This window comes from Chloracidobacterium sp. (genome assembly GCA_025057975.1).
GTDB lineage: Bacteria > Acidobacteriota > Blastocatellia > Chloracidobacteriales > Chloracidobacteriaceae > Chloracidobacterium.
On record JANWUV010000003.1, the window covers coordinates 152486 to 176026 of the forward strand.

A 23541-nucleotide genomic window follows, 5' to 3' on the forward strand; every position below is an offset into this window, starting at 1 on the left:
ACACCAGCGGCGGAAACTCACTTGCGTGACAGTTCATCGCGCGTAGCGTAAATCGTCTGGGGGAGAATCTCGCGGATGCCATGCTCGCGCGCGTACTTCTCGGTGTTATGCATCGCCTTCTTACGGATGAAGAAGGGGATTTTTTTCAACTCCGCCAAGGCTTCATCCGTCCATCGCGGCTCGCCGGCCGCTTCTCTGGAGGCCGCGCCCGCCGGCGTCGCTGTTGCAACAGCAGCAGGGGTTGGCGCGGCGTCCACAGCCGGTGCGGCCGCCTTGGTGACCTGGCGGGGCGTGTCCGGCAGGTCGGGTAATCTAACCGCACCCAGAACGGAATCATGTTCAACGCCCGGCAACTCGCGGAACATATCAATCAAGTGCGATTCCAAACCAAGCGTGAGTGTGTGCGTTACCGCGTCAAAGATTACATTAGCCCCTTCCCAACCTGCAAATGGGGAATAGCGGGCCGGAAAATCCGTGACGTGGGCTGGGCAGCTAATGACCGTCGCCGGCAAGTCATACCGCCGCGCCGTGTGACGTTCCATTTGCGTCCCAAGAACGATGTCCGGCATCAGGTCGGCGATCCGCCGCTCAACTTCCTTGAAGTCGTCCGAGTAAAAGCCCTGCCAGCCACGCCGGGCGCACTCATCGAGAAACGCCCCTGAATGTTCATAGGAAAACGTCCCGACGGCCAGCGGACGCATGCCGATTTCTTCCTCCATCATCCGGGCGACCGCCAAGGCGTGCGACGCCACACCGAACACAAAGGACCGTTTGGGCGTCAGGTAGTGGCTGTCGGCGGAACGTGAATACCACGGCATGCGGCTCATCGTTTCCGGGCGTGGATGGAAGTTGGCCGGGCGGCCGCCCAGTTCTTCAACCTTAGCCTGCACCAGCTCGATGAATTCCTGCGTCGCCTGAATCCCAATCGGCGCATGGACGAGATAGGGCTGCCCAAAGCGGTGCTCCAAGATTTTCGCCGCCCGCAGCCCAATTTCAGCGTAAGGTACAACATTGAACCACGCCTGACCCAACCGGGCGAAGTCGGCCGCCGTACCACCAAGGGGGAGCGCCGCATTGACCCGCACGCCGCACTGGTTGAGGAGGCCGGTAATTTCCCGTAGGTCGTCGCGGTGACGGAAACCAAGGCTGGTCAACCCCAAAATGTTGACGCTGGGTTCCGGCGTCCGCTCACTCGTCCCCGTCGCCAGCTGCTCAACCAAACCGGCGAACGTCATATCCGCCCCTTGATCCTCTTTTTCGCAGAAGGCGTTGAGCTGAAGGAAAACCAGTCGGGCGTTGCACCGTGACTGTAAGCGATTCAGCGCGCCGCCCACATCCTCCTTGAGGAGATTGGACGTGCAGGTGGGAATGACCTGAATGATGCGCGGCTTGTGTGTACGCTCAACCTGCTCCACGACAGTGATCATTCGATCCACGCCCGTCGTAGAGACCTCTTTCCGCCCGTAGCTGACGTTAGTTACGGCTGGGAAGCCGCACTGCCGATCAATCATCGTGAACAAAACACTGGTGTAGGAATCACCGCCGGGCGCGTGGAGCACCGTATGTATGCCGGGAATCGAAGTCCCAACCCGGCATGCGCCGACATGAGCCGGGCCTTCATATGTCCAGTAGTGAAGTCGCATAGGTTTTTACTCCTGAGCAGAAGGAAGCGCGATAGCGTTGGAAGCCAGTCGTCATCGAACCAAAGCACTGCCGCTCAGACAGCGGCTGGCCCGGCGGCCGGTTGGTTAACATACCACCCGCGCTGCGCCATCAGGTTCCCACGCCGGACAGGACGTGCAATGATTTCCGCCAATTCCTTGGCGTGCTTGAACCCGTGGATGGGCGTAAACGTGAACTCAATTGACCACTTGGTCGGCAGTCCGCGTGATTCAAACGGATTCGCCAGCCCAAGGCCGCAAATCGTTAGGTCAGGTTTGAGGGCAATGATGCGCTCAGCCTGCGCGATAACATCCGGTTTCTCATACAGCGTCAGCCCTTCCGGTAGGCAGGCCACGTCGGCCGCCATTGCCTTGCGGTTGAAGTAAGGCGTGGAGAGTTCAACAATTTCCGCGCCCATTTCATGCAGCAGGTTAGCAATAGGGAGTTCGAGCAAGTTGTCGCCGACGATGGCAATGCGTTTGCCGATGAGCAGTTCGCGCTCCGGCCCGATTCGTTCCCAAGCTTCAGCTTCGAGCGCCGCGAGCTTGGCGGGCGGCTCCTTGCCGAAGGCGCGGCAAATGGCTTCGTAAAACTGGCGAGTCGCCGTCGGCCCAATAGGCGTCCGGCAGGAAATGACCTCGACGCCGCGCCGTTTGAGCGCGTTCATCGTCATGGAGAGATACGGCTGGAGCGCCACGGCGACGGTGTTTGGCCCAATGGCGGGCAGTCGGCGTGGGTCGCGCGCCGGGAGGACGCCGCGTACGGGAATCTCCAGTTCGGCTAGCTGTTCGAGAATTTCATCTTCCACGAGGTCGCCCACTGCGCCGACCAACAGGAGTTCGCGCGGCGTGCCGGGCGCTTCCTCCGGCGAGATGGCCAGCAACGCCTGCAGCACGCCGTCTTCGCCCTGGGTAAACGTGTGCTCCAGACCGGAAACCGGCGCGAACATAATCGGGCGGGCGTACTTCTGCGTCAGCATCTCGCCGATGTTTTGGAGATCAATCTTGATGATCTCGGCTGGGCAAGTGCCAACAAGGAAGATAATCGTCGGGTTGTATTCTCGAACGATGTCGCCCACGATACGGTCAAGTTCAAGGTGGGCGAAGTCGGCGGTTTTCGCCGCCAAGTCGCTTTCTTCGATGATGGCAGTGGCGAAACGCGGCTCAGAAAAGATCATCACGCTGAGCGCAGACTGCATGAAATACTGGCAGGTGTGGCTGCCGACAATCAGAAAAAACGAGCCACGAATTTTGCGGTACAGCCAAGCGATGCAGCCGAGCGAACAGAAGCCTTCGGCGCAGCTTGCCTCGCGGATGACATTCAAGGACGCCATAGGGGGATCTCCAGAAAAGGTGCTCAAGACACGCCTGCCGCACCGGACGACGCAGCAGACTGCCTTGCCCCTAAGTTCGTTTATAAAAACACACTTCGCAACCGTAACATCCGCATGCCGCTGTATGCGGGGCTGTCCGGCGCAGTCGGCGGTGACGCGGTGTGGTACGGTAGGCGTTCACCCGCTGATTTTTCCAGACGAGGATGGCAACCCGTGATCACCCAACTGACCGGAACCCTGTTGGAGAAAGCGTCGGCGGCGGTTGTGGTTGGCGTCGGCGGCATCGGCTTTGAAGTTGGCGTATCGCTCTACACCTACGAGCGCCTGCCCGAAGTCGGCCGCAACGTGACGCTGCACACCTACTTGCTAGTGCGCGAGGACGCGCTCGCCCTGTACGGGTTTCACGACCGCACGGAGCGGGCGTTTTTCGTCCGGCTGCTGTCGGTGTCGGGCGTCGGGGCGCGGACGGCACTGGCGCTCCTGTCGGGTTTTACCCCACCGGATTTGGCGCAGGCGATTGCGGTTGGCGACGGCCGGCGGCTGTCCGGCGTGCCGGGTATCGGAAAGAAAACCGCCGAGCGTATCATTGTTGAGCTACGCGACAAGCTCCCGGCGCTTGATCTCCCCCCGTCAGCCACGCCTACGCCCGCCGACGGCGACGAACCGCTCAAACGGGACGTGGCTTCGGCGCTCATCAACTTTGGGTGGTCGCCGGCTCTGGTGGAGAAGGCTGTGGCTCAGACCTTTGCCGAGGAAACCAGTCGGGATTTGAGTCACCTCATCAAGCAGGCGATGAAGCGGCTTTACCGCTAACTTTGCGTCTGTTCGGTGATGAACCTGCGGAAAAACTTCTCTGTGCACACGATGTTCGGACAAGCGCCGTCATTCTCACTTGACGATCACCACGGCCGAGCGCACGTGTATCACTTTCCGCGCCCAATGGTGACGGTGCTGTGCTTCGGTGATATGGTCAGCGCTTCCCAGTTAGCGAGCTGGATCGAACCATTGTACGTGCAGTTCCGCGACCGGATTGACATCGTTGGGATTGCGGCCTTCCAGGGCGTACCGGGTATCTTTCGGGAGCTGGTTCGCACCAGTATTGAAAAACTATCCCCCAAGGAAGTGCTCATTGATTGGAATGGCGAAGTGGCGCGGGCGTATGGCCTGACGTTCGGCCGCTGCCGTGTCGTCGTCATTGCGCCGGACGGCGCGATTGTGCAGGCTGTCAACGGCGCAGCGACGCCGGAGACCTTCCGGCGCGTTACCGAGGCGATTGCGGCGCACACACCAGATGGCACAGCCTCCCATACCGAGTTGGCGGATGCTTCGTAGGGTGGGGCTTGGCGACGACGCCACGGTGCGGACAACCTCACAGCCTGTTTTACCCTTGGGGAGGTATCCCGTGCCGCGCCGTCCCAGAGTTGAACACGGCGCGGTTCAACAGTGGTTCAGGATATGTCGGATGCAGCAATTTACGATGTCGCCGTGGTGGGCGCCGGGCATAACGGCCTGATTTGCGCCGCCTACTTGGCGAAGGCAGGGCGTTCTGTTTTGGTTTTGGAACGACGTCCGGTCGTGGGCGGCGCGGTATGCACGGAGGAAATCATTCCGGGCTACAAGTTTGATATCGGCTCGTCAGCCCACATTATGATTCACGGGACGCCGGTCATTGCGGAGCTTGAACTCGCCAAATACGGTCTCGAATACATTGAAATGGACCCGTGGGCGTTTTATCCCGTTCTGGGGACGCCCCACGCCATTACCTTCCACCGCGACATTGACAAAACCTGCGCCAGCATTGCGCAGTTATCGCCCGCCGACGCGGAGCGGTATCGCCGGTTTGTCGCGCACTGGGGTGAACTCAACGAAGCAATTTTTGAGGTATTTCTCAACACGCCCAACCCGCAGAAAATTCTCTGGACGGCGCTCAAGCGCGGCGTGACCAGCCTTCGAGCGCGCAAGGCATGGGGGTCGCTAGAAACCGCTCGCCAGTTGATGGCGCCCTACGGACAGGTCATCCGAGAGACGTTCGAGAACGAGCATCTGCGCACTGCCATGCTGTGGTTGGCGGCGCAGTCAGGGCCGGGGCCGAATGAGGTCGCCAGTGGGGACATGTTCGGCTGGAACGCCATGATTCACCAAACCGGCGCAAAGCGCGCCAAAGGCGGCTCTGGGGCGCTGACACAGGCGCTGGCCAAGTGCTTTCAGGCGCACGGCGGGACGCTTTACCTCAACGCCGAAGTTTCAGCCATTGCGCGACTGACCGACGGAACGTTCAAAATTAAGCTGACGGGCGGCGAGGCCTTCCACGCACGCCGGGTGGTGAGCGCCTGCCACGTCCAAACGACGTTTCTCAAGCTGTTGGAAGATTGCCCCAGCGAGTTGCGGCGGCGCGTCGCCAACATTCGCGTTGGCAACGGCTTTGGGATGATTGTTCGGCATGCCGTCGAGGAACTGCCGCAGTATGAGGGCGTGACGGCGGACGAACGCGGTGTGGCGCCATGCCACAGCGCGCTGCAGTTGCTCTGCCCGTCGGCGGCCTACTTGGAAAGCAGCCTGCGGGATTTTTACCTCGGACGCCCGCCGGCGCAGCCGAGCGTGGTTGCTATGACGTTTTCGGCGATTGATCCGACGCTGGCTCCGCCGGGCAAGCATACGCTGTTTACGTGGGCGCAGTACCACCCCTATGAGCTTTCCAACGGCGAAAACTGGGACGACATCGCCGAGCGCGAAGCCGACAAAATTTATGATGTCGTGTGCCGCTATGCGCCGAATATGAAGGGGAAAATTATTGGGCGCTACATTCAGACGCCGGTTGAAATCGAGCGCAAGCTGGGGCTGCTGCGCGGCAACGTCATGCACGTTGAGATGTCGCTTGACCAGATGTTTTTCTTTCGTCCGCTGCCGGAACTGGCGTCCTACAAGACGCCGATTCCGGGGCTGTATTTGACCGGCGCGAGCACGCATCCGGGCGGCGGCGTCTTCGGAGCGAGCGGCTACAATACGGCGCGGGTCGTACTGGCCGACTGGTAGGTAGGTTCTGGAGCGGCGGCGTCTCGCTTGCGGGCTTGAAAGGCCAATGGAAGCAAAGACGCCCACGCTCCCGACGTTTTCAAGCGATTGTCGCCTTATCGTGAACGAACTTAGTCGCCTAGCTTGAGACGCTTGATCACGATAACTGCAAAAAAATTTTCCGACCTTGCCGCTTGTGTTGCAATACAAACAGGCTCGCCTTCCAGCACTCTGAAAGTCATTGAATCTTGCTCGTTTCCATATCCTTCCCCAGATAGAGCGACTGAGCAGTTTGATAGGTTGAATATATACCTATCGCTGCTTTTTCCAACTACATCAATCCTAGCCCTGATGGTGGATGTAAACTTTGGGATGACTGTGATGAGTCCGCTGGCAGCTTCATATTCCTTCAGGGCGGTGCTCGTAGAAATATAGCCTCCATTCGTTGTTCGGGATAATGTCGTTCCAAGATATTCATAGCCGCGAAACGGCAATGAGCTTTCGAGTTGCCTGACAACCGGCTCAATGATGGGCGGGTATCGCTTCCGGTCGGTGGGCGTCTCGGAGCTCTTCAGAAAGTAAAAGCTAACCTCAAAGTTTTCGTCCGGCAGCGCTGGGCGGTCGAGCTTCTGGAGCGCCTCTTCAACGCGGGCGAGACCTTCCGGGGTATCCCGTACGACGAGAACGTTGAACTCGTCGCCGGCGCGCATGTAGCCCTGCGGCGTCATGAGATCACGTAACACCTCGGCCAGCACGGACGGCTTGCGGTGCTTGACCTCAAGCATTCTGACGATGATTCCCGGCGTCGCCAGCGTTTGGCGACCGCTGGCTCCAGAAGCTTCCGTTGCGGCGGCCGGCTCGGACTGCGCGGCGGCGGCGCAAGCCATGGCGGCGAGAAAGCAGAGGGCGAGCGTGAAGCGTAACGACGTGAAGCGCATCGTGGGTTCTCCTGCCATGTAAGGGTATGACCTGCTGAAGCGAACGATGTAAGACGACAACGGCGGCTTAACGCGCGCTGGCGCAAAAGGGCGCAAAAATTTCGCAAGGAACGGGCGCTTTTGACCGTCGAACGCCCACTAGCCAACCGTCGGCGCAGCCGCTAAGATTGCGCCACTCGCAACCTAAGAACGAATAGGTGGGGAAGTGAGGCAGTGGCGCGCGCGGAGCGGAAGCCGCCGGTTCACCAGTTGTGCGAGACGCATCGGTAGTGACGACGCGGCTGGTGTGCAGGCGGATAGCTGGGATTACTCACTGCGTTACGCTTCCAGCGGCAACCCCATCTGCGCGCGCAAGCGGGTCAACTCTTCCAGCAGGGCTTCTTTCGCTTGCCGCTCCGCTTCCCGTGCCGCGCGTTCCGCCTCGGCGCGGGCTTCGGCTTCGAGTTTGGCTTGCCGCTCTGCCTCAGCGCGAGACTCGGCTTCTTTAGCGCGGGCTTCGGCTTTGAGCTTGGCCTGCCGTTCGGCTTCGGCACGGGCTTCGGCTTCGAGTTTGGCTTGCCGCTCCGCTTCCGCACGCGCCTCCGCTTCCTTCAACCGCGCCTCCGCCGCCTCCTTCGCCGCCTGCTCCGCCAACAACCGCTCCAACTCCGCCCGCTGCAAATCCTCCGCAAACACCCCCGCCAACACCTCCCGCACCGGCAACCGACACCCGCCCAACGCCTCCAACACCACCACTTCACCCTCTCGATACGTCTTCTCTTCCAAGTACCTCCCCGTCACTACATCCGGTCGCCCGTACACCACCATGCACCGCCGCCGCCGATCCACCACCACGTACACCGCCACCCCGCGCCGCGCATACGCCTCCCGCTTCTTCCCATGGTCGTCCCGCCAGTTCTCGCTCGCCACCTCCACCGCCAACACCACCGGCACGCCTACCCGCACCACCCCGGCTTCCTCCTCATCCGCCCCCAGCGCCGCATCCTCCCGCCGACACACCACCAGGTCGGGAATCAGCGCCATGTGCTCACTAATCTGCACCCCCAGCAGCGTCACCACGTACGGCAACCCTTTCTCACTGATGGCGCGGGTGAGATACGCGGCTAGCGCCAGTACGATGAGTTGGTGGGCTTTTTTCGGTTGGGGCATCTCGACGGGGACACCTTCGATGAGTTCATAGCGTACGCCGGGTTCGCCGTAGTCTAAGAACTCTTCAAAGGTCATCAAGCGGGGCGGGGTGGCGGTCAACGGCGTGGACATCGCGTGCGTACCTCCAGGGTCTTCCAAGGTCGGTGTTGGGTCTGCGTCCACGGGCGGCGGCGCGCGCCTGCGGGACAAAACCATAACACAGGCAGGCTGTGACTGGCGCTGTGTGTCGTTCCGACGCCTGACCCTCTCAAATGACGCGATTTAACCGGGGCGTCACTACACCTTCAAAGAGCGCAAAAATTTCGTAAGGAACGGGCGCTTTTGACCGTCGGACGCCCACTAGCCAACCGTCGGCGCAGCCGCTAAGATCGCCCCGCTCGCAACCTACTTTCTCGCGGACAAGCCTTTACACTCATGGCCGCTACCGCCGCCGCGTCGCCGTCTCGGGCGATGACCTACGCCTACTTTGTATTGGCGACGCTGACGCTGCTCAACTTGCTCAACTACATTGACCGCTACATTTTCTCGGCGCTGGTGCCCTACATCAAAGCCGACACGGGGTACACCGACGCGCAGCTTGGTCTGATTGGGAGCGCCTTCACGTGGGTTTATACGCTTTGCTCACCCTTGTTCGGCTACTTCGGCGACCGGTACCACCGCGGACGCCTGATTGCGGCCGGCATCTTTGTCTGGAGCCTCGCCACGGCCGGGGCCGGCTTTGCGCGCAACCTCTTCCAACTGCTGGTCGCCCGGGCCGCCGTCGGCGTCGGAGAAGCGAACTACGCCACGATCGCGCCGAGCCTGCTGGCGGACTACTTCCCGAAAAACCGTCGCGGTCTCGTCATGAGCATCTTTCAGGCGACCATCCCCATTGGGGCGGCGGCGGGTTTTGTGTTGGGCGGCTACCTTGGCGACCCGGCGGCGTTTGGTTGGCGGAACGCGCTGCTGATTGTCGGCGTGCCGGGTCTGCTGGCGGCGGCGACCATGGCGCTGATCCGTGAGCCGCAGCGTGGCGTCATGGACGAACCGGCGGAAGCCGCTGCCGCTGATGAATCCACGCATTGGCTGGACGGCTACCGACGCTTACTGGTCAATCGCGGCTACTTGCTGACGTGCGCCGGATACGCGGCGATCACCTTTGCGCTGGGCGCGCTGGTGTTCTGGGCGCCGGAATGGATGAAAACCGACAAAGGACTTAGCGAGAAAGAAGCCAACTTGGTGTTGGGCGTCTGCGCCGTCGTCGGCGGCACACTGGGCAGTCTCGTCGGCGGCTTTCTGGGCGATGCGCTCAATCGGCGGCTGCGCGGTGTGCGGGGATATTTTTTCGTTTGCGCCGTCAGCGGCGGCGTGGCGGCCATCCCCATGCTCATCGCGTTGGTCGCCGCGTCGCCGCGCGTGTATCAGGTCTGTACGTTCCTCACCCTTTTTCTCGTCTATCTCGGCAACGGGCCGGCAAATACGCTGGTCGTCAATCTCGTCGCGCCGAACCTGCGCACCACGGCGACCGGATTTCTAGTCGTCGCCATCCATGTCCTCGGCGACGGCATTTCGCTGTCATTGGTGGGATGGATTTCCACGTACCTGCGCAAGCTGGCCGAAGCGGGACAACCGCCGCCGGCGCTGGTGTCCTCCATCGCCGCGCTCTGCGGCCTTTCGCCAACGACACAGACGCTTTCCGTCGCGTTGCTGCTGATGCCGGTCGCGTTGGCGGCGGCGGCGGTGCTCTACGGACTGGGTTTGTCGGCGCCGGAAGCCGGATCGCACGCGGACGCCGGCCGCCGGTAACGGGCGGCTGGAGCTTCATCATGGCCTACTTACTAGACGGCGTGGTGCTGTTGGGCGGCGCGGCGCTGCTGGGCGGCCCGGCCGGCTCTGCCGGCGGCGCATCCACCGTCGCCTTCATCGCCTCGTCAATTGCCTTCTGCGCGTCCGCTACCATTTGCTCCCACCGCCGGTCGGTCGGGATGACCTTATCGAGGCTGGGCATGGAAAGCCGCATCTGGTTGAGCTTACCATCCGTTCCGTAGTAAAACCGCAGGTCGCCCAACATCTTCGTCTGCGAGAAAGCCTGCACTACCGACACGTCGTTGACCTTCTGCACTTGCAGAATCATCGCGCCGAGGTTGTTCGCCACCACCACGAGGTCAATGCCGGGCACTTTTGTCACCTTGTCGGTCTGGGCTTCCGGCCCGTACGACATCACAATCACAAAGTCCGACTTGGCGCGCAGTTCCGGCAGAACAAGTTTGAGCGCTTCGGCCGGGTCGTCAATTGTGAAGTTGAGGGTTTCCGCGCCGGGATTCGGATTCGCCATCGTGACGCCGGTAATCCCTAAGCGAATCGGCTTGGGCAACCGCTTGCCCGTGACGGTTTCGACAAGGTAGCGCGGCGGAGCGACCAAGTCAGGCTTGGTCGGCCGCACGTTGGCCGAAACCAGCCGCGCCAGAAACGGAAACTTTTGGCGCTTGTTCTCAAACTCCGACTTGTGCAGCAACTCGGCCAGCATCTGTACGTCGTAGTAGCTAATGTTCGCCGCTGCAAAACCGGCCTCGCCGTATGCGCGCAGCATCCATTCGTTGCGCACACGGTCGTAGGGCTGGATGTAGCCGACCGAGTTGGCGAACATTCGTCCGGCGTCAAGCTGGACAATTGCAACGTCCGGGACCAACTTCTTCAAACCTTCGGCGTATCCCATCCGCCACGCCAGCCCACCCTGCGGGTGCTTTGGACAACCACAGTCTTTGAGGTTGCCCTGGACGTCCGCGCCGAACAACAGCGCCAGCGCAAAGCCGTCATCCTGCCCAAGCAGCTTGACAAACTCCGGCGGCATCGCCGCCGCGCCGGTTTTATCGGGGTCGCCCGCCGCCGAACCACCCTGACAGCCGGTGAGCGGCGACAGCCCGGCTAGCAGCACAAGCGCCGCCGCCAAGAACAATCCATTACTGCGCTTCATCGGGTCGTCGTTCTCCCGTTGATGAATCAAGGTGTGGCGGTGATTATGGCCGAAACCAACACCGCCGCAAGTCGGCGTCCATACCTTTCAGTTTTTCAATCGCCGACGCGCGGCTTTCAGGGACGGCTTGCGTCGCCCTTGGACAATCAGCATAGTCTGCGGCGTACGACCTCTTGCTAATCGTTGGAACGGCCTCGACCCGCTGCGGCGGCCGGCCGACGCCCGCTTGTCATGTCCCAGCGCCCCACGCCGAGTCAGGCGGCGTTTGCACCTTCCATCCCCAAGGACGCCGACAGCTACGCCGGGCGCTTTCAAATCCATCCCAACGTCGCCTCGCGGTACTTGACGCACAAGCGGCACGTCATCGTTTACCTGCCCCCGGGCCACGGCGATGACCCGACCGTACGCTACCCCGTCCTCTACATGCAGGATGGACAGAACCTGTTCGACGGCGATACGGCCTACATTCGCGGCCACGACTGGAAAATGGCGCGGACGGCGGAACGGCTGATGCTCGAAAAGAAAATTGCGCCGCTGATCATTGTCGGCGTCTGGAATACGGGCGTTCACCGGATAGACGAATACACCCCGACGCGCGACTCGGGCGTCAAGCAGGGTGGCTTACTGCCCCTTTACGGACGCTTTATTGTCGAAGAGCTTAAACCATTCATAGACGCTACTTACCAGACCGAGCCCGGCCGCGAACGCACCGGCATCGGCGGCTCCTCGCTAGGCGGACTGGCCGCCCTGCTGCTGGGGCTGCACTATTCGGAGTATTTTGGGTGCATCGCCGCGCTGTCTCCCTCGCTGTGGTGGGATCACGGCGTGGCGTTTCGGCTGGTGCGTCACCTGAAACGCAAGCCCGACGTGCGCATCTGGCTGGATATGGGGACGCGCGAAATGGGCGCAGGCGTGATGCACCTGCGCCGGATGCGCGACATCCTGCTGGAATACGGCTGGACGCTTGACGTGGACTTGTTTTACCGCGAAGTGCGCGGCGGCAAGCATACGGAAGGCGATTGGGGCAAGCGCGTTGGGACAATTCTGCGTCGGCTTTACCCGCCCAGCGGCCGAGGGACGGCGCGCAAGTCGTCCAAGCGCCGGAAAGCGCCGCCCCCAACGGATAGAGCAGACGCCAAATCACGGTGAACGGTTTTCCAGCCGAGTTTCCAGCCGAGCGGCGTACGCCGCCAAACCGACGGCGGGCAGTCCGAGCAGCGCCGTCCCGATGAAAAACTGCGTGTAGCCCACCGCCGCCGCAACAGCGCCCGCAAAACCCGCCGCCCACTTCGGCAACAGCAACATCACTGAACTCAGCAGGGCGTACTGCGTCGCCGAATAACCAACGTTCGTCAGCGACGACAGGTAGGCGATGAAAGCCGCCGAGGCGATGCCCGTGCTGAGATACTCCGCCGAAACGACTACGACCAGCGCTCCTGCCTGTGGTCCCGTCAGACTCAAGCCGGCGAAAAGCAGGTTGGTCGCCGCGCTCAACAACGCTCCAAGCCACAGGGTCGGCGGCAGCCCCCACCTGACGACCAGCGCCCCGCCCAAAAACGACCCAACCAGTGTCATCACAACGCCGTAGACGTTGCTAATCGCTGCAATTTGCTCCTTTCGGTATCCGGCGTCCACATAGAACGGATTGACCATCACGGCTAGGACCGTATCGCTCAAGCGGTACGTGGCAATGAGCGCCAGCGTCAGCGCCGCCCGCCACCGGTAACGGCGTACGAAGTCGGCGAACGGCTCAAGCAGCGCCGTCCGCAGCCACGCGAGGACGCGCCGCTCGACCGGCGGACGGACAACCGCCGGCTCAGGCGCAAAAAAGACGGTGACGACGCCGATCAGCATAGAAGCCGCCATCACCAGATACGCCGCCCGCCACCCCGCGTGCCAATAGCCCTCGCCGCCGACGCGCGCCGCAATCCAGAGCGTCCCGGCGCTGCTCCACATCATCGCCAACCGGTAGCCTGTCTGATAGGTCGCCGCCAATACGCCTTGGCGTGTCGCCTCCGCCGATTCAATGCGGTAGGCGTCCAGAGCAATGTCCTGCGTGGCGGAGGCGAAGGCGACGAAAAGCGCCAGCCCAACCGTTCGTCCGAGCGCCTGCCGGGGATCGGTCAATGCCAAACCGACAAGACCGCCCGCAACCGCCAGTTGCGCCGCCAAAAGCCATCCGCGACGTTGTCCGAGCGTCGTCGTCAAGCCCGGCAGCGGTAGCCGATCCACCAGCGGCGACCAAGACCACTTGAAGCCATAGACCAGTCCGACCCAGCCGGCGTACCCAATGGCGGACAACTCCACGCCCGCCTCACGCAACCGGAAACTCAACGTGCCGAGCGCCAACAGCAACGGCAGACCGGCGGCGAAGCCAAGCAAAAACATGCGTACTGCGGCTTCGTCGAGGTAGAGCCGCAGCGTCATCCGCCGTTCCGCCGTTTCCACGATTTCAAGGCGTCTGCGTCAGCCCCAACCAGTCCTGCGGGGTGAAAAACGTCATCGCCTCGGCTTCACGGGTGCCCGGTGCCGGCCGGTAGTCGTAAACCCACTTCGCCAACGGCGGCAGCGACATCAGGATGGATTCCGTCCGCCCGCGTGTTTCCAGCCCGAACACCGTCCCCCGGTCGTAAACCAGGTTGAACTCCACATATCGCCCGCGCCGAATCAGTTGAAACTCGCGTTCCGCCTCACCGTACGGCTCGTTCCAACGGCGTTCGACAATCGGCACGTAGGCCGGTAGAAACGCCCGCCCGGCGGTCTGAACAAAGGCGAAAATGGCCTCCATGTCGGTGTTTTCATCCGCCTTGAGGTAGTCGAAGAAAATCCCGCTGACGCCGCGCGTCTCGTTGCGGTGCGGCAGGAAGAAATATTCGTCGCACCACTGCTTGAAGCGCGGGTAGTAGTCGGGATGATGCCGGTCACAAGCGTCCTTGAGCGTTTGGTGAAAATGAACGGCGTCCTCGCGGTACGGGTAGTAGGGTGTCAAGTCCGCGCCGCCGCCAAACCAAGCGCTACTTCCCTGTTCAAGGTAGCGAAAGTTGGCATGGACGGTCGGAACCATCGGATTACGCGGGTGAATGACCAGCGAGACGCCGGTGGCGTAAAACGTCCGGTCTTCACCAGGCATCATCCGCGCCGCCAGCTTTTCTGACATCAGGCCATAGACGGCCGAAAAATTCACGCCGCCCTTTTCAAAGATGCGGCCGTCTGCAATGACGCGCGTCCGCCCGCCGCCGCCTCCTTCGCGCTCCCACAGGTCCTCGCGAAACTTCGCCGCACCGTCTAGCTGCTCAAGCGCGGCGCAGATTTCGTCCTGAAGCGTCCTGAAAAACGCTTCGGCGCGTTCCCGAATCGTGGCATTAGTTGGGTTTTGGGCTTCACTTGCTTTCATTTCCGTGGCTATCATGCCGATTCAATCCTTTCCTGTGAGGTACACCGCCTTCTTTCGCCAAGCTACACTACGCGCTACACCAACGGCAGACGAAATTCACCTGACCGCCCCCAACGTTGCTCTGCTCCACCGCCATGCTTGAGCTGGAAATCCAACCAACTATCGCTTCCGAGTCGCCGACCAACGCGCGCCGGACGTTACTGATCATCTTGGCGGTGACTTTTGTTGTTGTCACCGCCGCCGTCGGTCTGGTCGTCTGGTGGGAAAAGTACAGCCGTGAACGCGCCGCCGCGCAGATGACCGAAGGCATGCTACGCGCCGGCGATCCAGAATTTGACGATTACATCAAGCGTGAGGGAGTTCGGCTTATTCCCGTTGATCGTCTTGTGGTCAATGGCGAACGAGGTGACCGGTACGAATACATCTGTCGGCTTGAAAACCGTGGCGACCGCACGTTGACCGGCGTGGAGTTGCGGGTCTATCTGATTGATATGGAAGAAAAAATCATCGTGGAAAAGCTCGCCTACCCGCTGGCCGCGCAGAACCTCAAACAACTAGCGCCGGGCCAGTCCATCACCGCCCGGCCGACGCTGACCCGCGTTATGACGCCGGAAAGTGAGGTCCGCGACTTCTTTTGCGTCGTTAACGGTCTACGCTTCGCCAAGCCATGACCACGGTGCAGTCGGACGGCTGGGAGCCGGAGGTGGTCGTCATCGGCTCTGGCATCGGCGGTCTGGCGACGGCGGCCCGCTTGGCGCGGCATGGCGTTCGGGTGCTAGTTCTCGAACAGCACACCGTACCGGGCGGCAGCGCGTCGTACTTCACCCGCGCTGGCTATCGCTTTGATGTTGGCGCGTCATTGCTGTACGGCTTGGGCACGGAGGGCACGGTTAACTTCGTCGCCGAGGCGCTGGCTGAAGTCGGCGAAACGGTCGAGACGCGCCGCGATGAGGTCCAGATTCACTACCACCTGCCGGATGGTCTCGAAATACGGACGCACTACGACCGCGAGCAGTTCCTCGACGAGTTGACGCGCCACTTTCCACAGGAACGAGCCGGGATTCGCGCCTTTTACGACGCGGTGCAGGATGCCTACCGCGTAATGGCGCGCGTGCCGCTCATTGCGTTGGACGACGTGGCCGGGTTGGTGCGCGGTGTGGCGACAGCGCCGTGGGACGCGCTGCAAATGAGCCGGGCGGCTCTGACCACACTCGGTACTCTGGCGCGGCGCTATCTTCGGGATGCCCGCCTGCGGCGCTTCATTGACATTGAGGCTTTTTGTTGGGCGCTGACTGGGGCCGACGCCACACCGCTTGTCAACGCCGCATTGGTTTTTGGCGACCGCCACGTCAACGGCGTCCGGTATCCGCTGGGTGGGTGCAGTGTCATCGCAGAGAAGCTGGCGGCCGGCATTGAGCGTCACGGTGGGCAGGTGCGCTACGGAAGCCGCGTCACAGCCGGGCTGCTTGACCGTGGGCGCGCGCGCGGCGTCAAGCTTGAATCCGGCGAGGTCATCACGGCGCGCGCCATCGTTTCCAACGCAACGTTTTGGGACACCTACGGACGGCTGTTTCGTGAGCATCCGCTGGCGGGCGTCGTGTTTCGGGAGCAATCGCTGCGTTATGCCCAGGCAGACAGCTTCACGAGCCTCTTTGGGGGCGTGGCGGCCGAGCGTCTACCGCCGGACACGGTCGTTCACCACATTGTCGTCAACGACTGGGACGCCTATGACCGACCGCGCGGAATGTTGTTTGTTTCGCTGCCGTCGTTGCACGATCCTAGCCTTGCGCCGCCGGGCCGGCACAATGTCCATGCGTTTATGGTGGATCGCTACGACGACTGGGCGGCGCTGACGCAACCCGCTGCGAACGGCGGCGGTGTGCGCCGGACGCCGGCCTACCGCGCCGCCAAAGAAGCCGCTGCACGGCACATGCTCCGCATGCTGGAACGGGTCATTCCGGACGCCGCTGAGACGGTTGACGTCGTGTCGGTCGGGACGCCGCTGACGAATGAACGGTACTTGGCGCGCGTACGCGGCACATATGGCCCGCTGCTCCGGCGCGGGTCCGACATTCTGCTCAAGCCACAGAGCGGTTCGCTCATCCGCGGCCTGTACTGTGCTGGCGACAGTTGTTTTCCGGGGCAGGGGGTCCCGTCGGTGGCGGCGTCGGGACTGAGCTGCGCCGCCCGCATCTTGCGTGACTGGTAATGGTTCGCCCGGCGGATTTGCATCGGCGCGGCGCAACGGGTAACGTACACGCTTTAAGCATTTTCCTGGAAGTCCGGCCCTATGAAAGCCCTATGAAATTCGGCGTCGTCGTCTTTCCCGGCTCCAATTGTGACCATGACACCTACCACGTCATCAGCAAGCTCATCGGACAGCCGGTGCGCTTCGTCTGGCACGCCGAAACCTCGGTCGCCGACTGCGATGTGGTGATTTTGCCCGGCGGATTTTCCTACGGCGACTACCTGCGCTGCGGAGCGATTGCGAGTTGTTCGCCGGTGATGCAAGCCGTTCGCGAGCATGCCGCTCGCGGCGGCTACGTGGTTGGGATTTGCAACGGCTTCCAGATTTTATGCGAGGCGGGCTTACTGCCAGGCGTCCTGCTGCGCAACGCCGGCCTGCGTTTTTGCTGCGACTTCGTGCATGTCCGGGTGGAACGCGCCGACACGCCATTTACGCGCGCCTACGCTCCCCAGGAAGTCATTACGTTGCCTATTGCGCATGGCGAGGGAAACTACTTCTGTACACCAGAAGATCTGCGCCGCCTTGAAGCCGAAGGCCGGGTGCTGTTTCGCTACGTGGACGCTCATGGAGCGCCGACGCCGGCGGCGAATCCCAACGGCTCGCTCAACAACATCGCCGGCATCCTCAACGCCGATGGCAACGTGCTGGGCTTGATGCCGCACCCGGAGCGCGCTTGTGAAGAAGCGCTTGGGGGCGACGACGGTCTCCGCTTCTTTCAATCCTTGATGCTCACGCTGCGCGACGCCGAACGGCGGCGGCGGGCGGCGACTACGGCGACAGTTTCAGGCTGATGTCAGCAGCCTTGACGCTGTGAGTCAACGCGCCAACGGAAATCAGATTGGCGCCGGCTTCGGCGTAGGCGCGCACATTCTCCAGCGTGATGTTGCCCGAAACCTCTACCAGCGTTTGGCGACCCGGCGGCTCAAGTTCGCGGATGAGCTTCACGCATTCGCGGACCTGGTCGGGCGTCATATTGTCGAGCAAAATGACATCTGCTCCCCCGGCGACGGCTTCCTTCGCCTGCGCTAGGTCGCCGACTTCAATCTCAATCTTATGCAGATGGGAAGCGTTTTGCTTGGCTAGACGCAGCGCCGGCCCGATACCGCCGACCAACGCTATGTGATTGTCTTTGATAAGTACACCGTCGTCGAGACCAAACCGATGGTTGTGACCGCCGCCGACGTGAACGGCGTACTTGTCCAGCGGACGCAGGCCCGGCGCAGTTTTGCGGGTGTCGGCAATGACGGCGCCGGTGCCCTCAATTGCCTGAACGAAAGCGTGCGTCAGCGTGGCGATGCCCGACATCCGTTGCAGGAGATTAAGCGCCACACGCTCGCCAGCCAGCAGCATATGCGCCGGGCCAGTCACGCGGGCGATTTCCTTGCCGGCCGGTACAACGTCCCCGTCCAGATAGAAGGTCTGGATTTGAAGTTCAGGGTCGAACCACTGAAAAACCATTTCCGCGACTTCAATCCCAGCAAGGACGAGTTCCTGCTTAGCAAGGAAGCGTCCACGCGCGCGGATATCTCTGGTCAAAACGGCGTCAGTCGTCACATCGCCCCGCCCAATGTCTTCGGCGAGGAATTGCGAAATGAGATTCTCAATCGCGATTGGGTCTAGTCGCATGGCGTCGGTGACATGTCCGGGCGGAATAAACCAACAGTTGCGCTGTTGCGGTATAGACGCGCATAATCGCGCACCTCACATAAAAATCAATGGAAGCGAGGTAGGGGCTGTGGAATTCTCCGTTACGAAGGCTGATTTACTCAAGGAGTTGACGTTTCTCAACAACGTCGTTGAGAAAAAGACCACGATCCCCATCCTGTCGAACGTGCTACTGAGCGGCGAAGCCGGGGGGACACTGACGCTGGCCGGCACTGACCTCGACGCGACGCTCAAAACCTCATGCGCGGCGAACATCAAGCACGGTGGAACGGCGCTCCTCCCGGCGCGTCGGTTATTCGACATTGTACGCAACCTGCCTGACACCGACATCCATTTCAAGAGCGACGGCAGCGGTAACATGAATCTGACCTGTGACCGGTCGCGGTTTCGCCTCTTCAGCCCTGCGCCGGAGAACTACCCATCCCTGCCGGAAACGCCTGAAACGCCGTTTTCCATCGCGGCTGGTGTTTTGCGCACGATGATCCCGCGCGTTCTCTTCGCCACCTCGCAGGAAGAGTCGCGCTACCAGCTCAACGGTGTTCAGATGGTGGTCGGCGGTGCGACGCCCAGCGACGCCAAGCGCGGTTGGCTGCGCCTTGTCGCCACTGACGGCCACCGGTTGTCCTTCATTGAGAAGCCGGACAGTGTGGCGTTAGGAAAAGGCGCCAAACCTGTTACCTTCCTTTTGCCGAAAAAGACCATGGGGGAAATCGCCCGTCTGGCGACGGACGCCGCCGAAGCCGATGTCTTCTTTGGGCAGGATGACAACCACGTGTTTTTCCGCATCGGCGCGCGTACCTTTGCGTCACGGCTGCTGGCCGGGCAATTCCCCAACTACGAAATGGTCATGCCTAAAAACAACGACAAGGTCATCACGTTTGAGACGGAACGGTTGGTGGCGGCCTTCAAGCGGGTCGGCGTCGTAGCGGATGAAACCACGCATGCCGTCAAGCTGCATACGACGGAGGGACGTGTCGAGATTACGGCGCAGTCACCCGAATCCGGCGAAGCCGCAGAGACGCTCACTGTGGACTACCCCGGACCGACGATGACGATCACCTTCAACATCGGCTACCTGATGGATTTTCTCACGGTCGCGCACAGTTCACAGACATACTTCGAGTTCAAAGATGAAATCACACAGGTCCAACTACGTCCGGTGGACGGGGACGGCTACGACTATCGTTATATTGTCATGCCGATGCGGGCTTAAGGTTGAGTGGGCGTCGCCCTTTGTAAGGCCGAGGAAGCGCGCCGGGCATCTCAGTCCACGCTTAGCAGCAGGCTTTTCAAGTAGGCGCCTTCCGGGTGAAAAATGCTAATCGGGTGATCAAGCGCCTGACGATGGCGATGCAGGATGCGCACATTCCGCCCGGCCTCGCTGGCGGCTTGAAAGACGATTCGCCCGAACAGTTCTTCGTCCACAAAGTGCGAACAGGAGCAGGTCAACACCAAGCCGCCAGGCGCGACCTTAGTGATTGCCAGCCGGTTGATGTCCTTGTAGGCGCGGCCGGCGCGCAACACATCGTCCTTCTTGCGTGCGAACGCCGGCGGGTCAAGGATAATCACGTCAAACGCGCCGGCTTCCAGCGTTCGTAGGTACGCAAACATGTCGGCTTCAAGGAAATCCTCCGCCGCCGTGGAGAAGCCGTTGAGGGCGTGGTTGCCCTGCGCCAGCCGGAGCGCGCCGGTGGAGCTGTCCACGGAGACAACCCGTGTTGCGCCGCCCCGCCGGGCGTAAACGGAAAAACCGCCAGTGTAGGCAAAGCCGTTGAGAACGCGCCGCCCGTCGACGAGGTTTTCCAGTAGGGCGCGCATCTCGCGTTGGTCGAGGAAGAAGCCGGTTTTCTGTCCGTGCTTGATGTCCACGTGAAAGCGCAGCCCGTTTTCGACGACGACCACCGGGCCGAAGTCGCGGCCGTAGAGTAAGCCGGCGAAATCCTTGAGACCCTCCTCGTAGCGCGCTGCCACATCGGATTTCTCATAGACGGCGCGCGGCTGAACCAGCCCGACCAGTGTTTCTACAACGAAGGGCTTGAGCCGCTCCATGCCGAGCGTTGAGATTTGACACACCAGCACGTCGGCGTACTGATCTACGACGAGGCCAGGCAAGGCGTCGCCTTCGCCGTTCACCAGCCGTACTGCGTTGGTGCGCACTGGATCGAAAAGCCTTCGGCGGAGCGCCACGGCGCGCTCAAGATTGGCCTGAAGCGCCGCATGGGGGTCAGTTTCGCCAAACGCCACCATGCGCGCAGCGATGGAGCACCGGCGGTTGACGTAAGCGTAGCCGAGTTGCTGTCCGTCAGCGGATAGGACGGCGGCAAGGCCGCCGTCTTCAAGCTCGTTAGGCCAGACGGCGATCGCCCCGGAAAAAATCCACGGGTGGCGGTTGCGCACCGATTTCTCACGGCCAGGGTGGAGCGTGACGGCGGGCATTTGGGTGAGACGGTTGGGCGGCTTCGGCATTTGGCGTTGCTCCACAGGAACCTCTGGCAGGGTTCGGCGTTTCTCGGTTAGCATACCGAAAGCCGGCACGCCTTGTGGAAACGTCCGTGCGGGACAAGGTGGCGGCCAAGGTCAACGACAGCGCATCTGTTGGGAGGAAAAGCAATGAACGACTATCGCTATGATCAACTCAACCGCCAGTCGTCTGCGGCGTACGGCTGGGGCGGCGAGCTAACCGTGGCTGATGCGTCTTTGGCCGCGCGGATGGGCTTTATCCGCAAGGTGTACGCCCTGTTTCTGGTCGGTATTTTCTGCGCCATTGCCGGCGTGGGGGTGAGCCTTGCCACCGGCATCTATATGGCGATTGTCCGGTACTACTGGTTGGCATTGCTGCTGCTTATCGGCTCGGTGTTCGCTGTGAACGCCGTACGGCGCGTCAAGGGCGTCAATCTGGCGGCGCTTTTCGCTTTTACCTTCTTTGAAGGATTACTTGTCTCGCCGCTTGTCCTGTTCGCCCTAGGAAAGAACCCGTTGTCGCTCGTGGCGGCGGGCGGATTGACGGTGGCGACGTTTGGTGGGCTGACGGCTTATACGTTCGTCACGCGCAAGGATTTTAGTTTCTTGAGCGGCTTTTTATTTACCGGGCTGATCGTCATCTTGGTCGCCTCGCTGATTGGGATTTTCGTTGGGTCAAGCGTTCTGTCACTGGCGATTTCCTCAGCGGCGGTACTGCTGTTCGCTGGGTATGTGCTTTACGACACGTCAAATATCATGCGTGACTTGCCGACCGACGAGTATGTCGCCGGTGCATTGAGCCTGTTCCTAGATTTCTTCGGGCTGTTCATTCACCTGCTCAACATTCTGAACATTTTGGGCAGCGACGAATAGCCGTTTGGCTTGCGACGCAGGGCTTGTGTAAGACCGAGGCGGATACTGAACGCCTCGGTCTTGTTGTTTTGAGTTCATTCGGTATGGGTTGCCGCGCGCAGTTCAGTGTCCCTCCGGCCGGGACTCACGGGAGAAGCTCCGGGGTGGGAAGCCGCCGGATCAGGACTAACGTCAAATCATCGGCGGTTGGAGCGCGCCCGACGAAGCGGCCGACGGCTTCCTCAACGCAATCCCGTAGACGCAAGGCGCTTCGTTTCCGGTATTTGACGAGCGTCTGAACCAGACGTTCAAGTCCGAAGGCCTCGCCCTGCTCATTGGCGCTTTCGGTCAGCCCGTCCGTGTAGATTGCCAGAATGTCGCCGGGCGCAAGCCGCTCGTAACCCACCGGCGGCGCAAAGCCCGGCAGAATCCCGATGGGAATGCCTTGGGCCGGCAAGATGACGTGGTCGCCGGCGGCGCGGACGAGCACCGCTGGGTCGTGACCAGCGCTGGTGTAGCACAGGTCGCCGGTCGCCGGATTGAGCTCGGCGCAAAACAGCGTGAGAAATTTGTTCTCTGGCGAGTTCTCAACCACATAGTCGTTTACGGCAGCGACAATGTCCGGCAGCGGCCGTCCCGTCTGCGCCTGGGCGCGCAGCGCCGCATGGACGCTCGACATCATTAGGGCCGCGCCCATCCCTTTGCCTGCGACATCGCCCACGGCGATGAGGAGCTTGCCGTCGCCGCGCGGAATGAAGTCGTAGTAGTCGCCCCCAATCTCACGGCAGGGAAAACTCAATCCGGCAATGTCGTAGCCGTCCAGTCGCGGTGGGTGCGCCGGGTGCAGGCGGAGTTGGATTTCGCTCGCCACCTTGAGTTCTTCTTCAAGGCGACGGGTTTCGAGTCGCGCTTCAAGCAACCGGGTGTTTTCAATCTTGACGGCGGCGATGCGGGCAATCGTCGTTAGCAGGTCAAGGTCATCTTGGCGAAAGCAGTGTGGGGCGAAAGGGCTGTCCATGTAGAGCAGACCAAACACCTCCCCGCTTCCGGTAAGCGGCGCAGCAATGAGCGACATCGCTGAAGCGTCTCCGCCGACCTGTTCATCACTTCGCGCATCCTGAATCAAAAGCGGCGCGCGCTGGTTGATGACGCGCTCATAGATTGACCACGGCAACGTCACTTCCAACTGGGCCGCTTGCTTCGTTGCGCGATGCGCCTGCGGACGCAGTTGTCCACGCTCGTCTATGAGCAACAAGTAAGCCCGTTCAAAAGGAATGGCGGCGCAGGCGAGACCAAGGATGGCGTCCAAGGTTTCCTCCAGCGGCTGGTTGACCAGCAATGTTTCAATGACTTGCTGGAAAAGCTCAAGCCAGTCGCGGGAGAGCCGCCGCTCGCGCGCTGGGACGGTTGGCGCTTCCGTAGACACCGTGGGCAGCGGCTGGAGCGCAAGCGGCGTGATCCGCTGGCCGCTCAGGATTTCTGTTGGGGCGGCATGGTCGCTTTTGGTGAAGCGAAACGCTGGCGGAGCTATGTGAGAGCCGGAGGCGGAGGTCGTCGCATCGGCGATGCGCAGTTCTGTTGCACCGATACGAATGACGTCGCCCGGCCTCAGCAGGGTGCTGGTTTCGATGCGTTGTCCGTTGTGGTAGGTCCCGTTGGCGCTGCCACTGTCATGAAGCACAAAGTCCTCGCCGTCCCGGCGGATTTCGGCATGAAGCCGCGAAACAAACGGGTCATTGAGGCAGAGATCGTTGCGCGACGAACGTCCGATGGTCAGACGGACGCCCTTGAGCAACACTTCAAACGAGGCTCCCGATGGCGGAGAAACCTGAATCGCCGGGGGTAGCTTACGTGAGACCATGGAGCGTCGCTTGT

The 23541-nt window shown here is 61.5% G+C and carries 20 protein-coding genes; 10 read left to right on the forward strand and 10 right to left on the reverse strand.

The genetic code is table 11. The features are described from left to right. Window positions 1-17 precede the first annotated feature (17 nt). The gene (gene bchB / locus NZ585_03685; protein MCS7079136.1) at window positions 18-1643 is read right to left on the reverse strand and encodes a ferredoxin:protochlorophyllide reductase (ATP-dependent) subunit B; all 1626 of its coding nucleotides are present in this window, start codon (window positions 1641-1643) and stop codon (window positions 18-20) included. 74 nt (window positions 1644-1717) lie between these two features. Next, window positions 1718-2995, reverse strand: a complete 1278-nt coding sequence (locus tag NZ585_03690; GenBank protein ID MCS7079137.1) for a ferredoxin:protochlorophyllide reductase (ATP-dependent) subunit N — start codon at window positions 2993-2995, stop codon at window positions 1718-1720. Window positions 2996-3208: 213 nt separating this feature from the next. On the opposite strand from NZ585_03690, the gene ruvA reads away from it, so the two are divergent. The 3 genes from ruvA to NZ585_03705 all read left to right on the forward strand — a co-directional run bounded on the left by ruvA (window position 3209) and on the right by NZ585_03705 (window position 6028). Then, entirely contained in the window at window positions 3209-3808 is a 600-nt protein-coding gene (gene ruvA, locus NZ585_03695) for a Holliday junction branch migration protein RuvA (protein MCS7079138.1), read from the forward strand. 18 nt (window positions 3809-3826) lie between these two features. After that, on the forward strand, window positions 3827-4327 hold the full coding sequence (locus NZ585_03700; protein MCS7079139.1) for a hypothetical protein: 501 nt from the start codon (window positions 3827-3829) through the stop codon (window positions 4325-4327). A 111-nt stretch (window positions 4328-4438) separates the two neighbouring features. Continuing rightward, on the forward strand, window positions 4439-6028 hold the full coding sequence (locus NZ585_03705) for an NAD(P)/FAD-dependent oxidoreductase (protein MCS7079140.1): 1590 nt from the start codon (window positions 4439-4441) through the stop codon (window positions 6026-6028). 110 nt (window positions 6029-6138) lie between these two features. Here the strand turns inward: NZ585_03705 and NZ585_03710 are convergent, their stop codons facing one another. Together NZ585_03710 and NZ585_03715 are read right to left on the reverse strand one after the other, a co-directional pair. Then, on the reverse strand, window positions 6139-6945 hold the full coding sequence (locus NZ585_03710) for a hypothetical protein (GenBank protein MCS7079141.1): 807 nt from the start codon (window positions 6943-6945) through the stop codon (window positions 6139-6141). Between the two features lie 318 nt (window positions 6946-7263). Further along, window positions 7264-8205: a Uma2 family endonuclease gene (locus tag NZ585_03715; GenBank protein ID MCS7079142.1), complete on the reverse strand. Its 942-nt coding sequence runs from the start codon at window positions 8203-8205 to the stop codon at window positions 7264-7266. A gap of 303 nt (window positions 8206-8508) precedes the next feature. Between NZ585_03715 and NZ585_03720 the strand changes: the two genes are divergently transcribed. Next, window positions 8509-9879, forward strand: a complete 1371-nt coding sequence (locus tag NZ585_03720; GenBank protein ID MCS7079143.1) for an MFS transporter — start codon at window positions 8509-8511, stop codon at window positions 9877-9879. A gap of 25 nt (window positions 9880-9904) precedes the next feature. Here NZ585_03720 and NZ585_03725 read toward each other — a convergent pair whose 3' ends face one another. Further along, the gene (locus tag NZ585_03725) at window positions 9905-11047 is read right to left on the reverse strand and encodes a hypothetical protein (protein MCS7079144.1); all 1143 of its coding nucleotides are present in this window, start codon (window positions 11045-11047) and stop codon (window positions 9905-9907) included. A gap of 231 nt (window positions 11048-11278) precedes the next feature. Here NZ585_03725 and NZ585_03730 point away from each other — a divergent pair, with 231 nt between their 5' ends. Further along, window positions 11279-12196, forward strand: a complete 918-nt coding sequence (locus NZ585_03730; protein ID MCS7079145.1) for an alpha/beta hydrolase-fold protein — start codon at window positions 11279-11281, stop codon at window positions 12194-12196. On the opposite strand, the gene NZ585_03735 is transcribed toward NZ585_03730, so the two are convergent. Further along, a complete protein-coding gene (locus NZ585_03735) occupies window positions 12188-13474 on the reverse strand; it encodes an MFS transporter (GenBank protein MCS7079146.1) in 1287 nt (428 codons plus the stop codon). The two genes, NZ585_03730 and NZ585_03735, sit on opposite strands and share 9 nt — an antisense overlap. A 25-nt stretch (window positions 13475-13499) precedes the next feature. Next, the gene (hemF, locus tag NZ585_03740; protein MCS7079147.1) at window positions 13500-14441 is read right to left on the reverse strand and encodes an oxygen-dependent coproporphyrinogen oxidase; all 942 of its coding nucleotides are present in this window, start codon (window positions 14439-14441) and stop codon (window positions 13500-13502) included. A gap of 134 nt (window positions 14442-14575) precedes the next feature. On the opposite strand from hemF, the gene NZ585_03745 reads away from it, so the two are divergent. From NZ585_03745 to purQ, 3 genes are all read left to right on the forward strand, one after another. Then, entirely contained in the window at window positions 14576-15112 is a 537-nt protein-coding gene (locus NZ585_03745) for a hypothetical protein (protein MCS7079148.1), read from the forward strand. After that, window positions 15109-16650: an NAD(P)/FAD-dependent oxidoreductase gene (locus tag NZ585_03750; GenBank protein ID MCS7079149.1), complete on the forward strand. Its 1542-nt coding sequence runs from the start codon at window positions 15109-15111 to the stop codon at window positions 16648-16650. Before NZ585_03745 ends, NZ585_03750 begins: the two co-directional genes overlap by 4 nt. A 92-nt stretch (window positions 16651-16742) precedes the next feature. Then, window positions 16743-17480, forward strand: coding sequence for a phosphoribosylformylglycinamidine synthase subunit PurQ (purQ, locus tag NZ585_03755; GenBank protein MCS7079150.1), 738 nt, complete (start codon window positions 16743-16745; stop codon window positions 17478-17480). Here the strand turns inward: purQ and nadC are convergent. Then, on the reverse strand, window positions 17458-18315 hold the full coding sequence (gene nadC / locus NZ585_03760) for a carboxylating nicotinate-nucleotide diphosphorylase (GenBank protein ID MCS7079151.1): 858 nt from the start codon (window positions 18313-18315) through the stop codon (window positions 17458-17460). The genes purQ and nadC overlap by 23 nt on opposite strands. A 109-nt stretch (window positions 18316-18424) precedes the next feature. On the opposite strand from nadC, the gene dnaN reads away from it, so the two are divergent. Further along, entirely contained in the window at window positions 18425-19567 is a 1143-nt protein-coding gene (dnaN, locus tag NZ585_03765) for a DNA polymerase III subunit beta (GenBank protein MCS7079152.1), read from the forward strand. 50 nt (window positions 19568-19617) lie between these two features. Here the strand turns inward: dnaN and NZ585_03770 are convergent, their stop codons facing one another. After that, entirely contained in the window at window positions 19618-20874 is a 1257-nt protein-coding gene (locus NZ585_03770) for a class I SAM-dependent rRNA methyltransferase (protein ID MCS7079153.1), read from the reverse strand. A gap of 90 nt (window positions 20875-20964) precedes the next feature. Here NZ585_03770 and NZ585_03775 point away from each other — a divergent pair, with 90 nt between their 5' ends. Beyond that, the gene (locus NZ585_03775; GenBank protein ID MCS7079154.1) at window positions 20965-21687 is read left to right on the forward strand and encodes a Bax inhibitor-1/YccA family protein; all 723 of its coding nucleotides are present in this window, start codon (window positions 20965-20967) and stop codon (window positions 21685-21687) included. 124 nt (window positions 21688-21811) lie between these two features. Here the strand turns inward: NZ585_03775 and NZ585_03780 are convergent, their stop codons facing one another. Continuing rightward, a complete protein-coding gene (locus tag NZ585_03780) occupies window positions 21812-23527 on the reverse strand; it encodes a SpoIIE family protein phosphatase (GenBank protein ID MCS7079155.1) in 1716 nt (571 codons plus the stop codon). Between the last annotated feature and the right edge of the window lie 14 nt (window positions 23528-23541).